At 75.7% G+C, this 13,752-nt stretch carries 8 protein-coding genes and 2 tRNA genes; 7 read left to right on the top strand and 3 right to left on the bottom strand.

Annotated features, from left to right (window positions below):
• Window positions 1–372: 372 nt before the first annotated feature.
• On the top strand, window positions 373–2,022 hold the full coding sequence (locus tag AC3EQ1_RS00385) for a long-chain fatty acid--CoA ligase (protein ID WP_432092195.1): 1,650 nt from the start codon (window positions 373–375) through the stop codon (window positions 2,020–2,022).
• A 282-nt stretch (window positions 2,023–2,304) separates the two neighbouring features.
• Here the strand turns inward: AC3EQ1_RS00385 and AC3EQ1_RS00380 are convergent, their stop codons facing one another.
• Both AC3EQ1_RS00380 and AC3EQ1_RS00375 read right to left on the bottom strand, forming a co-directional pair.
• A complete protein-coding gene (locus AC3EQ1_RS00380) occupies window positions 2,305–7,197 on the bottom strand; it encodes a PAS domain-containing protein (protein ID WP_432092194.1) in 4,893 nt (1,630 codons plus the stop codon).
• Window positions 7,198–7,433: 236 nt separating this feature from the next.
• Window positions 7,434–7,904 carry an SSI family serine proteinase inhibitor gene (locus AC3EQ1_RS00375; protein ID WP_432092193.1) on the bottom strand — a complete coding sequence of 157 codons (471 nt, stop codon included), beginning with the start codon at window positions 7,902–7,904 and terminating at the stop codon, window positions 7,434–7,436.
• A 494-nt stretch (window positions 7,905–8,398) separates the two neighbouring features.
• On the opposite strand from AC3EQ1_RS00375, the gene AC3EQ1_RS00370 reads away from it, so the two are divergent.
• The 3 genes from AC3EQ1_RS00370 (at window position 8,399) to AC3EQ1_RS00360 (ending at window position 9,480) form a co-directional block, all read left to right on the top strand.
• Window positions 8,399–8,488: transfer RNA gene (locus AC3EQ1_RS00370), tRNA-Ser, on the top strand.
• A gap of 241 nt (window positions 8,489–8,729) precedes the next feature.
• A tRNA-Arg gene (locus tag AC3EQ1_RS00365) sits at window positions 8,730–8,802 on the top strand.
• Between the two features lie 366 nt (window positions 8,803–9,168).
• On the top strand, window positions 9,169–9,480 hold the full coding sequence (locus AC3EQ1_RS00360; RefSeq protein WP_432092192.1) for a hypothetical protein: 312 nt from the start codon (window positions 9,169–9,171) through the stop codon (window positions 9,478–9,480).
• 153 nt (window positions 9,481–9,633) lie between these two features.
• Here AC3EQ1_RS00360 and AC3EQ1_RS00355 read toward each other — a convergent pair whose 3' ends face one another.
• On the bottom strand, window positions 9,634–10,050 hold the full coding sequence (locus tag AC3EQ1_RS00355) for an SHOCT domain-containing protein (protein WP_432092191.1): 417 nt from the start codon (window positions 10,048–10,050) through the stop codon (window positions 9,634–9,636).
• Window positions 10,051–10,264: 214 nt separating this feature from the next.
• Between AC3EQ1_RS00355 and AC3EQ1_RS00350 the strand changes: the two genes are divergently transcribed.
• From AC3EQ1_RS00350 to AC3EQ1_RS00340, 3 genes are all read left to right on the top strand, one after another.
• Window positions 10,265–11,206 (top strand): DUF2797 domain-containing protein, encoded by a 942-nt coding sequence (locus AC3EQ1_RS00350; RefSeq protein ID WP_432092376.1) that lies wholly within the window; start codon window positions 10,265–10,267, stop codon window positions 11,204–11,206.
• A gap of 120 nt (window positions 11,207–11,326) precedes the next feature.
• Window positions 11,327–12,064, top strand: coding sequence for a response regulator transcription factor (locus AC3EQ1_RS00345; protein ID WP_432092190.1), 738 nt, complete (start codon window positions 11,327–11,329; stop codon window positions 12,062–12,064).
• Between the two features lie 105 nt (window positions 12,065–12,169).
• A complete protein-coding gene (locus AC3EQ1_RS00340; RefSeq protein WP_432092375.1) occupies window positions 12,170–13,726 on the top strand; it encodes a sensor histidine kinase in 1,557 nt (518 codons plus the stop codon).
• The last annotated feature ends 26 nt before the right edge of the window (window positions 13,727–13,752 follow it).

Here is a 13,752-nt window from a genome sequence, read left to right as displayed (position 1 = left end):
GGCAGCGAAGGGCAGAACGCGCCCCCGCACGGCCATGGACGGCAGTGTGGGGGCGTCTTCTTTGTGCTTGTGGCGAGTCGCCGAGGGTGACTGCGAGGCTGATCATGCCGACCAGGGCCGCGAGGTACGGGAGCGGCCACCGGCCGCGCTCGAGAGCGGCGAGGCGGTCTCGAACAGTTCTGGCGGTCGGGGCTCGTCGCGGTGCCAAGCGAGTGACGAGTCGAAGCTCCGAGGCCCTACCCCGCTGAGCTGGGACGCCCGGGGCGAGTGACCCGGGACACGCGTTTCCCGGAGGTAGTGACATACCCGGTGGTACGGCCGCAGAATCTCGGCAGGATTACCGCCGCGTAACCGCGCCTTCGGGAGGCCCCCGTGCTGAGCACGATGCAGGACGTACCACTGACAGTGAGCCGCATCCTGCGGCACGGCTCGACCGTCCACGCCCGGTCCCAGGTCACGACCTGGACCTCGGAGGGTTCCCCGGAGCGCCGCAGCTTCGCCGAGACCGGTGCCCGGTCCGCGCAGCTGGCCCACGCTCTGCGCGACGAGCTCGGTGTGACCGGCGACGAGCGGGTCGCCACCCTCATGTGGAACAACGGCGTCCATCTCGAGGCGTACCTCGCCATCCCCTCGATGGGCGCGGTGCTGCACACCCTGAATCTGCGGCTGCCCGCCGAGCAGCTGGTCTGGATCGTGCGGCACGCCGCGGACCGCGTGATCATCGTCAACGGTTCGCTGCTCCCGCTGCTGGCCCCGCTCCTCCCCCGGCTGGAGCCGGTCGAGCACGTGGTCGTCGCCGGGCCCGGGGACCGGTCGGTGCTGGACGGCAGCGCGGTCCGCGTCCACGACTACGAGGAGCTGATCGCCGGGCGGCCGGCCGCGTTCGACTGGCCCGACGTCGACGAGCGGCAGGCCGCGGCGCTCTGCTACACCTCGGGGACCACCGGCGACCCCAAGGGCGTCAGCTACAGCCACCGTTCGGTGTATCTGCACTCGATGCAGCTGAACTCCGCCGACTCGTTCGCGCTGAAGTCGTCGGACACCGCCCTGCCGGTCGTCCCCATGTTCCACGTGAACGCGTGGGGGCTGCCGCACGCCGCGTTCATGTCCGGCACCTCGCTGCTGATGCCCGACCGTTTCCTGCAGCCTGCCCCGCTCGCGGAGATGATCGAGGCCGAGCGGCCGACCGTCGGCGCCGCCGTCCCCACCATCTGGAGCGGACTCCTGACCGAACTCGACGCCCGCGGGCGCGACGTGAGCTGTCTGCGGAACGTCATCATCGGCGGTTCGGCCTGTCCGCCCTCGCTGATGAAGGGCTTCGAGGAGCGGCACGGCATCCGCGTCGTCCACGCCTGGGGCATGACCGAGACCTCACCGCTGGGCACGGTCTCCCATCCGCCGGCCGGCGTCACCGACGAGGAGGCGTGGAGCTACCGGCTGACCCAGGGCCGCTTCCCCGCCTCCGTCGAGGCGCGGCTGACCGGGCCGGACGGCACGTTCCTGCCCTGGGACGGCGAGTCGGCCGGGGAGCTGGAGGTCCGCGGGCCGTGGATCGCCGGGGCCTACTACGGCGGGGCATCCGGTGAACCGCTGCGCCCCGAGGACAAGTTCAGCGAGGACGGCTGGCTGCGCACCGGCGACGTCGGCACCATCACCCCCGACGGCTACCTCACCCTCACCGACCGGGCCAAGGACGTCATCAAGTCCGGCGGCGAGTGGATTTCCTCGGTCGAGCTGGAGAACCACCTGATGTCCCACCCGGACGTCGCCGAGGCGGCCGTGGTCGCCGTGCCCGACGACAAGTGGGGCGAACGGCCGCTCGCCACGGTGGTGCTGAAGGAGGGCGCGAGCGCCGACTACCAGGAGCTCCGGGCGTTCCTCGGGGAGCGCGTCGCCCGCTGGCAGCTGCCGGAGCGCTGGGCCGTCCTCGGGGCGGTGCCGAAGACGAGCGTCGGGAAGTTCGACAAGAAGGTGCTGCGGCGCCAGTACGCCGACGGCGACCTGGACGTCACCGAACTCTGAGTCGTCACCGAACTCTGAGATGTCACCGAACTCTGCCGACGGCACGGACGACGACGGCACTGGCGACGAGAGCACGGACGGCGACGGGCCGACGGGGGCCGGGCGGTGTGCGCCCGGCCCCCGCCGCACGCCGGTGAGCGTGCCCCGGGCGCGAAGCCCGGGGCGTCGGTCGGTGCGGACCGGCGTCAGGCGGTGTGGGCCGGCGGGTCGGTCGGTGCGGACCGGGGGCCAGCTGGTGTCCGTGCGGACCGGGGGCCAGTCGGTGTCGGTGCGGTCCGGGGGTCAGTTGGTGCCGATCTTCGCCAGCAGGTCCACGATCCGGCCCTGCACCTCGGCGCTGGTCGAGCGCTCCGCGAGGAACAGCACCGTCTCGCCCGAGGCGAGCCGCGGCAGCTCCTCCGGGTCCATGTCCGCCGCGGTGTAGACGACCAGCGGAGTGCGGTTGAGCAGACCGTTCGCCCGCAGCCAGTCGACGACCCCGGCGCGGCGGCGGCGTACCTGCATCAGGTCCATCACCACCAGGTTGGGCCGCATCTGCGTCGCGAGCGTCACCGCGTCGGCGTCGGACGCGGCGTGCGCGACCTGCATGCCGCGCCGCTCCAGCGTCGCCGTGAGGGCGCGCGCGATGGCCTCCTGCGACTCGATCAGCAGCACCCGCGGCGGGTGCTGTTCGCTGTCGCGCGGGGCGAGCGCCTTCAGCAGGACCGCCGGGTCGGCGCCGTACGCGGCCTCCCGGGTCGCCTGGCCGAGGCCCGCCGTCACCAGGACCGGCACCTCGGCCGCCACCGCCGCCGTGCGCAGCGACTGCAGCGCGGTCCGGGTGATCGGCCCGGTCAGCGGATCGACGAACAGGGCCGCGGGGTAGGCGGCGATCTGCGCGTCCACCTCCTCGCGGGAGTTGACCACCACCGGACGGTAGCCGCGGTCGCTCAGCGCCTGCTGGGTGGCGCCGTCGGGCGCGGGCCAGACCAGCAGCCGGCGCGGATTGTCCAGCGGCTCCGGCGGCAGTTCGTCGTCCATCGGCGGCGCGGCCTGGGAGTCGGTGACGTCCACGGCGCCGTTCGGTCCGTCCAGCGGCTCCGGGCCCTCGGCGCCCTCGTCGGGTGCGCCGATGGCGTACGCCCGGCCCCCGTTGGTGTCCAGCAGCCGCGGCTGCTGCTGCCCGTCCCGGGGGCGGGCGGCGGTCTGTTCGGAGGGCGCGGTGCGCGCGCCCTCCGGCGGCGCGGCCAGCTTGCGCCGACGTCCCGAGCCGCCCGACGTCTGGCCGGGGGCCGGGGCGGGCGCCTGCTGCCGCTGCTGTTCGGCGATCTGCTGGGCGAACGGCACGCCCTGGCCGAGGGTGCGCACACTGATCGCCCGCGACTGCGGTACGGCCTCGCCGGACTGGGCCTCCGCGGGCAGCGGCTGGGCCGCCTGGATCCGGCGCGACGCGGGCGGACCGGAGCGAGGCGCGTACGGCTGCTGCTCCGGAGCGGCCTCCGGGGCCGGCTGCTGCGGCAGGCCCGGGGCGGCTCCGGGCGCCGGGGCGCCGGTCCCGTCCCAGGCGGCCGGGGCGTTCCCGGCCGGCGGCGCCGACTGCGGGTCCGCGGCGGCGGGTTGCCCGGGGCCGGCCTGACCGGGCATGCCCGGGGCGGGCCCGCCCTGCGCGGGCGCTCCCTCCTGCAGGTTGGTGGCGGCCGGGGCGTGCTGCTCCTCGGCCGGGCTGGGCCGGCCGCGCCGGCGGCCGGTGGGCAGCGGGTGCGGCTGCGGGGGTGTGGGCTCCGGGTCCACCGACGCGGCGTCGGGCCGCCCGTGTTCGGCCGCGGACCACGCGCCGGGCTGTGCCGCTCCGGCCGCCGCCGCTCCTGCCGGGGCGGCGGCGGGCTGTGCCGCTCCGGGCTGTGCTGCTCCGGTCTGCGCGGGCGCGGCGGGTGCGCCGCCGGGCTGCGCGGGCGCGGCCGGGGCGGCACCGGGCTGCGCGGTGCTGGGCTGTGCGGCGCCGGGCTGGGTCACACCGGACTGGGCCATGGCGGACTGGGCCATGGCGGGCTGCCCCGGGACCGGCTGCGCGGGGGCCGACGGTGTGGGGGCCGGCGGTGCGACGTCGGGCTGTGCCGGCACGGACTGTGCAGGCGCGGGCTGTGCGGGCGCGGCCTGCGCAGGCGTGCCCGGCGCGGGCCGGTCCGCCGCGGCCGGGGGCAGGGCGAGGCTCTGGCCACCGGTGCCGGACCCGCCGGTGCCGGACCCGTCGGTGTCGGGCAGCGGCCGGTCGGAGGCGGCGGCCAGGGCACGCCGCGCGCGGCGCCCGGCCGGCTGGCTCGGGGGCGGTGCCTGGTGGGGCACGCCTGTGCCGTAGGTCTGCTGCGGTCCGGCCGGGGCACCGTCGTACGGGCCGCCGTCGGCGGGCACCGCACCGGGAGTGGCCGCACCGGGCGTGGCTGCACCGGGTGCGTCCGCGGCGGGCCCGTTTCCGGGTGCGGCGGGAGCCCCGCCGCCCGCCGCGGGCAGCGCGGGCCGGCCGCCGGGCGCGGCGGAGGTGCCGTTCGCGGGCTGCGGGCCGGTCATCCGGCCGCCGGTGCCCTGCGGGGGAACCGGGGCGCCGGTGCCGAACGGGGCGTTCCGCGGCGCGGGGGCACCGCCCGCCGCTGCGCCGGGCGCGGCGGCCGGACCGGGGGCGCCGGGGGGCAGCTGGGCCTGTGCGGGGCCGAGTTGCGGCCGGCCGGCGGGGGCGACCCAGCTGTCGCCGCGGTCCTGTCCGGTGGGTGCCGCGGGCAGGGCGGGCAGCGCGCGGCCGCTCTGCGCGGTGTCGGTGGGTTCCGCGCCGGGGGCCTCCAGCGCGGGGCGGGCGCGGCGGCCGGTGCCCTGCGGCGGGACCGTCGCGCCGTTCGGCCCGCCCGGGAACCGCCCGTTCGGCCCGGCGAACCGTTCGTCCCCGGCGTCCGGACCCGGCTGTCCCTCCGCGGCCGTGGCCAGCGCACCGTACGAACCGTCGCCGCCGCGCCGGGCCCGGCGGCCCGACTGCGGGGCGCCCGGGGCGGCGGTGCCCTCCGGGCCGGGCTGCGGGGCGTCGCCCGGCGCGGACTCGGCCGGGCTGGGCCGGCCGCGGCGGCGCCCGGTGGGACGGACACCGTTGTCCGGCGTCGCCTGACCCGGAATCTGCGCGCCCTGACCGGGGACCGGAGCGCCCTCCGGCTGCGCGTCGGCCCCCCATACGCCGGGCGCGGGCGCGCCGTCGGGCGCGGCGGACTGCTGGTGCGGGACGGCGCCGGCCGGCAGCGCCGGACGGGCGACCCGGCCCGCCGTGGACTCCGGGGCCGGTGCCGTGGCGGGGGCGTTCGCTGCCTCCGGGCCGATGATGTCGGGCGGACCGATCAGACCGCCCGGTTCGCCGGTGCCGGCGGTGTCAGCATCGACGGGGCTGCCCGCGGCCGGGGTCCGCTGCCCGGCGGGGCCACCCGGGATCTGCGCCGCGGGGCGGGCCCGGCGGCGTCCGCCCGGTGCCGCGGCGTCCGCCCCGGCGGGGGCGGCGGGAGTCCCGAGCCGCCGGCCGTCGGCCACCGCGCCCGAGGGCGTTCCGCTGTCGAGGAACGAAGCCGTCCGGCCGCCCGTCGGCGTGGCCGGGGCATCCGTACCGGCGTCCCGGGCCCCGTCGGTGCCCCGCGCCCGCTCCTTCGGCACCGGCATCACGGTCGTCGCGTTCTCGCGGTCCCGGTCCGTGGCGCGCTCCGCGGCCGGGGCGCCCCCGGCGGCGATCGGCACCTCCAGGACGTAGGCGCTGCCGCCCGCGCCCGGCACCTCGTGGGTCTGCAGCACACCGCCGTGCCGCCGCACGATGCCGCGGACGATCGGCTCGTGCACCGGGTCGCCCCCGGCGTACGGGCCGCGCACCTCGATGCGGACGACCTCGCCGCGCTGTGCGGCGGCGACCACGATCGTCGAGTCGCCGGAGCCGCCCGCGGGAGCGTTGCCGGTGGCGTCGACCCCGGCCACGTCCGCGACGAGATGGGCGAGCGCCTGCGCCAGCCGCTCCGGGTCGACCTCGGCCTCGATCGGCGGGGCGTGCACCGCGAACTGGGCGCGCCCCGGGCCGATCAGCTCGATCGCGCCCTCCACACCGGCCGCCACGACGGCGTCCAGCTCCACGGTCTTGAGCTCCAGCCGCTCGCTGCCCTCGTCGAGCCGCTGGTAGCGGAGCACGTTGTCGACCAGCGTCGTCATCCGCGCGTAGCCGGCGGTGAGGTAGTGCAGGATCTGGTTGGCCTCGGGCCACAGCTGGCCGGCCGGGTCGGCGGCCAGGGTGCCCAGCTCGCCCCGCAGCTGCTCCAGCGGGCCGCGCAGCGACTCGCCGAGCACGGCGAGCAGCTGGGCGTGCCGGGCGGCCAGCGCGTCCTGCTGCCGCCGGTCGGTGAAGGTCATCACCGCGCCGACGAGCTGGTCCCCGTCCCGGACCGGCGCGGTCGTCAGGTCGACGGGCACCGCCCGGCCGTCCTTGGCCCACAGCACCTGCCCGCGCACCCGGTGCTTGCGGCCGGAGCGCAGGGAGTCGGCGAGCGGCGACTCCTCGTACGGCAGAGGCGAGCCGTCGGGCCGGGAGTGGTGGAGCAGCGGGTGCAGCTCCCGGCCGCCGAGGTCACCGGCGCGGTAGCCGAGGATCTGCGCCGCCGACGGGTTGACCAGGACGATCCTGCCCTCGGTGTCCACCCCCACGACGCCCTCGGCCGCCGCGCGCAGGATCATCTCGGTCTGCCGCTGCTGGCGGGCGAGCTCGGCCTCGGTGTCCACGGTGCCGGTCAGGTCCCGGACGACGAGCATCAGCAGCTCGTCACCGGTGTAGTGGTGCTCGTACGGGTCGGCGTACGGGGTCCGGCCGTCCTCCAGGTTGGCGCTGGTCACCTCGACCGGGAACTCCGTCCCGTCGGTGCGCCGCGCGACCATCCTGGTCGGCTTGGTCCTGCCGCCCTCCTCGCCCTCCTCGGGCCGGCGCATGGAGCCGGGGATCCGCTTGGAGTCGAAGGAGGGCAGCAGGTCGAGCAGACCGCGGCCGACGAGTGCGGTGCCGGGGGACTCGAAGGTCTCCAGGGCGATGGTGTTGGCGTTGACGACCGTGCCGTTGCAGTTCACCAGCAACAGGGCGTCGGGCAGGGCGTCGAGTATGGCGGCGAGGCGAGCAGCGCCTCGGGACGGCCTGCTGCTCACGACGACCATTCCTCCCTGATCACTGCATCTTGCCGACAGCCCCGGTCATCTTGCCGCGCGTCCGGAGGTCTGTCACTAGAGGGAGTCTACGGGCAGCCGTTGCGGGCGCGGCGGCGGATGAGGGGAGGGCGGGAGACGAGTTCGTGCGACTCCCCGCAGGCCCGACATAAGGCGTGCGGACCCGGGAAGTGGCGGCAATCACCCGTCCGGGGACGGACCTCCGGGCGCGTCCCCCGTCAGGAGGTGCCGTCCGGGAGCAGCGGCACCAGCCGGTTCCAGCGGGCGATCTCGCAGCCGTTCGTCCGGTTGAAGGTGGCGTCCACCGGGCGGCCCGCCCAGGTGCCGGTGACCCGTGCGGTGGCCGTACCGCCGTGGATCATCGTGCAGTTGGCGCGCGGGGAGACCGGGGCGAACGGATCGGCGCCCCACCGGGTGACCTCGTCGAGCCGGTCGCACGCCAGCTGCGGGTCCCGGTGCGTGCCGCCCGCGGGGTGGCAGTCGAGGCTGTACAGGCCGTCGAGGGCGCGGTCCCCGCCGCCGTCGACGGTGACGGTGAGTCTGTCCTCGCCGGCCGGGGCCACGGCCATCGGGGGCACGGGGTCGGTGTCCACCCCCGGAATGGGAACGGGGAACGCCGTCGCGGGGGCGGCTGCGGCGAGGACGGCGGCGGCGGAGAGCACGGTCAGGGCGAGGCGGCGGAGCGGCATCGGGGACTCCAGGAGTGGGGGATGGTGGCGATGGGTGGGCACGGCGCGGCCGGTCCGCTGACGCGTGCCTGCCACCACTAACGCTCCGGCCGCCGCGGCGTTGCGCAACCGGTGCGGACCCTCCGGGTGACACGGCGGCGCTTCCGGGGTGCTCCTTCGTGCTCCGCGGTGCTCCAGGGGTGTGACGGCTCGCGGCGCCCCGGCGGTGACGGGCCGGCGGGGCAGCGGTCGGGTCGCGACGGCGTGACGGGCCGGCGACGTCGTGATGGGGGCGTCGTGATGGGGGCGGCGGCGTCGTGAGGATCGGCGACGTCATGAGGGGGCGGCGCGTCGTGACGGGGCCGGCGTCGGGGGCCGTGGCGGCGGGCCCGGCGCGGCCGGGTAAGGCTTTGCCCCGCCGCCCGGGCGCCGGGTACCGTAGGGGGCGATTGGTGACGGCCCGCAAGGCTGTGCCATCATCTGCACACACCGCATCGCGTTCGCGCGATGGTGTTGGAGGCTTCGCCTAGTCTGGTCTATGGCGCCGCACTGCTAATGCGGTTTGGGGTAACCCCCCATCCCGGGTTCAAATCCCGGAGCCTCCGCTCGATCTTCTCGATCACTGAAGCCCCGGTCCGACGGCCGGGGCTTCTGCCGTTCCCGGTGCCGTTCCGGATGTCGCTTCCGATGTCGTCCCCGGGTGTCGTTCCCGGCGGCTCCACTTGACCCCTCCTGGAGCCGTTTTCCCAGCTCAGGTGGGCTGGGAGGAACGGATTTCGCCTCAGGCGGCAGGTCATGTAATGTTGTTCCCGCAACGCCGACCGGCAAGAAAACGCCGGAACGCAAGCGCTCGTAGCTTAACGGATAGAGCACTTGACTACGGATCAAGAGGTTGCAGGTTCGAATCCTGCCGAGCGCGCAGTATGAAAAGCCCCCTCCGGTGACGGAGGGGGCTTTTTGTTGTTTCCGATCCGGGGCCTGTTTCCGGTCCGGTGTCCTGCCGGTCCGTGGTGCGGCCGGTGCGGCGGGTTCGGCGGCCTGGCGTGTTCCGGTCATGAGCGTCCGGGGCGCTCCGGGCCGCGTGACGTGACAGGAGCCCTGCCTCGCCGGCCCCGCTCCGTCCGCCGTCCGCCCGGCGGGTGGCAGGCCGCGGGGGTGGGCCAATGGGGTGGCGTTGCGAGGTGGGGAAGCGGTGGTGCGCGTTTTGACGCCCTATCAGTCCTTTTTATGGCGGTAGAACTCGATGCGTTCTTCCACCCCGGAGACGCTGAGAATGGAGAGAGACATGCGCACATCCCTCAAGATGTCCGTGATGGCCGTCGCCGCGGTCGCCGCGATCGGCGCCTCGGCGACATCCGCCGTCGCCTACGACAAGAAGAAGGACGACGACAAGCAGATCAACTTCTGCGGGAACTCCGACTCGACGGCCTTCGCGTTCGACGATGCCTTCCAGTACGACATCGAGCAGGAGGCGGAGGGTCCGGTGTTCTGTCAGAACGGCAAGAACAACACCGCGATCAACTACGCCCCGAAGGTCCACCTCGTGTACCTCGGCCTCGGCGGGATCCTGGAGCCGCCGACCACCCCCGCCCCCTGAGGGAGCGGTTCCGGACGGAACACCCCGCAGCACCGGGACGTCCCGGGGAAGAGCGAGCTTCCCCGGGACGTCCCGTCGTTCCCGCCCGTGCTCCCGCCGGCGCTCTCGGCAGTGCTCCCGACCGTGCTCCCGGCCGGTCCGGGACCGTTCCGGTCAGTGCAGGATCTTCTCCTTCGCGCGCTGGTACTCGGCCTCGGAGATGTCGCCCCGGGCCTTGAGGTCCGAGAGCTTGGCCAGCCGGTCCACGTTCGCCGAGCCGTCGTCCGCGCCGACGGTCTCCCGGAGGTAGTCGTTGAACGCCGCCTGCTGCTCCCGCGCGTGCCGGATCTCGCGCTTGCCCATGCCGTCGCCGCGCACGATCACATAGGCGAGCACGCCCAGGAAGGGCACGACGATCACGAAGAGGATCCAGGCCGCCTTCGCCGGGCCGCTCATGTCGTGATCACGGAACACATCGGTGATCACCCGGAACAGCAGAACCAGCCAGAAGATCCAGAGGAAGATCCACATCACCGTCCAGAAGGCGCCCAGGACGGGATAGTCGTACGCCAGGAACAGCTGATCGCTCATCGCTCTCCTCCTGCCACTGCCGCCGCGGCGATCATGCCGTCGGCACCCCGGCTCCGCCCGTCACCTGCCTCGCCCTCCACCGGGCGGATCCTCCATTCAGGTTGCGCCGGGACCCGCGCGGCCGCATCCCGTGGCGCCGTCGCACGCCGTTCACCTGCGGTGTCACGCCCCTGCACACGTGATTGCATGGGGCGCGGACCGGCTGCGGGAGGTGGTGGTGTCCGGCGGAGCGCAGTGGCGGTGCACCGGCTCGCTCTGGCGACCGGAGGGGCCCGTCCTGGGGTGGTACCGGCCGGGCCGGCGCGGCGCCGGAGCCGGGGAGCGGACGAGCCCGCTGACGGCGGGGCGGAGCCTGGCGTTCGTCGCCGACGGCGGCCGGGGCTGCATCGGGGTGTGGCGCGGGGGCCGGCGCACGCCCTGCCCGGCGGACGCCGCGGTTCCGGTGCGCGGCACCCGGGCACAGTGCGCGGACTGCGCACGGCTCGACCGCTCCCGGTCGGTGGCGGCCGACACCCGGGCCGACGACCCGCAGCCGTACCGCGTCTATCTGGCCTGGTTCGGCCCGGGGCTGCTCAAGGTGGGGATCACCGCGGAGGCGCGGGGCAGCGCCCGGCTGCTGGAGCAGGGCGCTGTGGCGTTCACCTGGCTGGGGCGCGGGCCCCTCATGGCGGCGCGGCGGGCGGAGGAACTGCTGGGCTCCGCGCTGACGGTGCGCGACCGCGTCCCCTACGCGCAAAAGCGGGCCGTGCGGACGGCGCTGCCCCCGGTCGCCGAACGCCGCGCGGAACTGGCCGCGCTGCACGCGCGGGTGGCCGCGCTGCCCGGATGGCCGGAGTCCCTGGAGCGCTGCCCCTGCGAACCGGTGGACCACACCGCTGCGTTCGGCCTCGAACGGCTCGCGGAACGGGCCGCCGCGGGGCCGACGGCCGAGGTCACCGAGCTGGGCGACGGCGCGGTGGTGGCGGGTGAGCTGCTGGGGGTGGCGGGGCCGGACCTCCAACTCGGCACCGACGGTGGCCTGCTGGTGATCGACACCCGGCTGATGGCGGGATGGCCGCTGCGGGCCGCGGAGCCGGCAGCGGTGACCAGCGCGCCCGTCCGCCGGCTCGCCGCGGGCGGGGGCGGGGGCGACGGAGTGCAGGACGGGCTGTTCTGACCCTCGGCGCCGGCCCGGGGCGTGGCCGGGCACAGGGGTGCGGACGGGCCCGCGGCTTTCTCAGTTGATTCACAGGTGCCCCACAGCGCTCTCTCAGACCGCCCGCCGAGCGTTGAGGACATGACCGCGACCGCGCCCACCGGGCGTTCCGAACTGCTGCGGCCCGACGGAGGGCCGGTACGGGTCCTCGTCGTGGACGACGAGAACGCCCTCGCCGACCTGCTGTCCATGGCCCTGCGCTACGAGGGCTGGGAGGTGCGCAGCGCGGGCGACGGGGCCGGTGCGCTGCGGACGGCCCGGGAGTTTTGTCCGGACGCCGTGGTGCTCGACATCATGCTGCCGGACCTGGACGGTCTCACCGTGCTGGCGCGGCTGCGCCGCGACCGCCCCGAGGTGCCGGTGCTGTTCCTGACCGCCAAGGACGCGGTGGAGGACCGGATCGCCGGACTCACGGCGGGCGGGGACGACTACGTGACGAAGCCGTTCAGCCTGGAGGAGGTCGTGGCCCGGCTCCGCGGGCTGCTGCGGCGCTCCGGCGCGGCGGCGCGCACGCCGGACGCGCTGCTGGTCGTCGGGGATCTGGTGCTCGACGAGGACAGCCACGAGGCGCAGCGGGCGGGGCAGCCGATCCACCTCACCGCCACCGAGTTCGAGCTGCTGCGCTATCTGATGCGCAATCCGCGCCGGGTGCTCTCCAAGGCGCAGATCCTCGACCGGGTGTGGTCCTACGACTTCGGCGGGCAGGCCAATGTGGTCGAGCTCTACATCTCGTATCTGCGGCGGAAGATCGACGCCGGGCGGTCGCCGATGATCCACACCCGGCGGGGGGCCGGCTATCTGATCAAGCCGGGGGAGTGAGCGGTGCGCGTCTCCGGGCGGGCCGCCGGCGGACTGCGGTCCCTGCGCGGTCGCCTGGCCCCCGACGGCCGGCAGCGCGGCCGCGGGCGTTCCGCGCGTGCCGGGATGCACGCGCCGCGCGCCCGTCCGCGTCTCGCGCGCAGGTCCGGCCGGGGGCAGCGCCGGGTGCGGTCGCTGCGCACCCGGCTCGTCCTCACCTCCGTCGCCCTGATCGCCGTGGTCTGCGCGGTCATCGGCGGCGTCACCACGATCACGCTGGACTCCTACCTCCACGGGCAGCGGGACGCCCAGCTCCGGGGCATCGCCGACCGCGTTGTGCGGTTCCGGCCGCCGGTGCCCGACGGGGACCTCGGCTTCGTCACCGGGCCCGGACAGCCGCCCGGCACCGTCGGCGCCGAACTGTCGGGGAAGCGCGTCGTCTCGGCGGTGCGCAGCACCGAGCGGGGTGAGGCCGAGCCGCTCACCGCCGCCCAGGCCGCGGCCCTCGGCCGGCCGGCCGCCGACGGCGCCCCGCAGACCGTCGAGCTCCCGGGGCTCGGCAGCTACCGGGTGCGCGCGGTGCCGGACCTCGACCGGGACGGCGGCAGCCTCGTCGTCGGACTGCCGCTGCAGGACGTCCGGGACACGGTCGACACGCTGATCGTCGCCGAGGTGTGCGTCGCGGGGGCGGCGCTGGCCGCGGCCGGGCTGGCCGGCACGGTGATGATCCGGGTCGCGCTGCGGCCGCTGCGCCGGGTGGCCGCGACCGCGGCCCGGGTGTCCGAACTCCGCCTCGACCGCGGCGAGGTCGCCCTGCACGAGCGGGTCCCGGCGGACGACACCGATCCGCGGACGGAGGTCGGCCAGGTCGGTGCGGCGCTCAACCGGCTGCTCGGGCACGTCGGGTCGGCCCTCGCCGCCCGGCACGCGAGCGAGACCCGGGTGCGGCAGTTCGTCGCGGACGCCAGCCATGAGCTGCGCACCCCGCTGGCCTCGATCCGCGGGTACGCCGAGCTGACCCGGCGCGGCCGGGAGGAGACGGGCCCCGACACCCGGTACGCGCTCGGCCGCATCGAGTCGGAGGCGGCCCGGATGACCACGCTCGTCGAGGATCTGCTGCTGCTCGCCCGGCTGGACGCCGGCCGGCCGCTCGCCCGCGCCGAGACGGACCTGTCGCCGCTGGTGGTGGACGCGGTGAGCGACGCCCGGGCGGCCGGGCCGGACCACCGCTGGCGGCTGGAACTCCCCGACGAACCGGCGTTGGTGCGCGGTGATCCGGAACGGCTGCACCAGGTGCTGGTCAACCTGCTGGGCAACGCCCGCAGCCATACCCCGGGCGGCACGACGGTGACGGCGCGGGTGCTGAGGCCGGCGGTGGGGGAACTGCTGCTGGAGATCGACGACGACGGCCCCGGGATCCCGGAGGGCCTGCTGCCGCACGTCTTCGAGCGGTTCGCCCGCGGCGACGCCTCGCGCGGCCGCACCGCGGGCAGCACCGGGCTCGGACTGGCCATCGTGCAGGCGGTGGTGGGCGCCCACGGAGGGCGGGTGGCGATGCGGAGCACGCCCGGCCGCACGGTCTTCGCGGTGGTGCTGCCGGCGTCCGGAACCTCACGCGCCGGGGGTGGGGAGGGGTCGGCGCCGGACTCACAGGCGGCCCACAGGCGGATCACACGGCCGTGACAGCCCGCCCGGCGAACGTCGTCGGC

The organism is Streptomyces sp. bgisy100, assembly GCF_057709105.1.
Note: the sequence above shows the minus strand (reverse complement) of the source record. Positions and strands in the feature narration are given on the sequence as shown.

Coding starts and splice junctions, on each gene's coding strand:
- AC3EQ1_RS00340 (WP_432092375.1), top strand. CDS start 12,170: ATGCACGCGCCGCGCGCCCGTCCGCGTCTCGCGCGCAGGTCCGGCCGG.
- AC3EQ1_RS00355 (WP_432092191.1), bottom strand. CDS start 10,050: ATGAGCGATCAGCTGTTCCTGGCGTACGACTATCCCGTCCTGGGCGCC.
- AC3EQ1_RS00375 (WP_432092193.1), bottom strand. CDS start 7,904: ATGCCGCTCCGCCGCCTCGCCCTGACCGTGCTCTCCGCCGCCGCCGTC.
- AC3EQ1_RS00345 (WP_432092190.1), top strand. CDS start 11,327: ATGACCGCGACCGCGCCCACCGGGCGTTCCGAACTGCTGCGGCCCGAC.
- AC3EQ1_RS00360 (WP_432092192.1), top strand. CDS start 9,169: ATGCGCACATCCCTCAAGATGTCCGTGATGGCCGTCGCCGCGGTCGCC.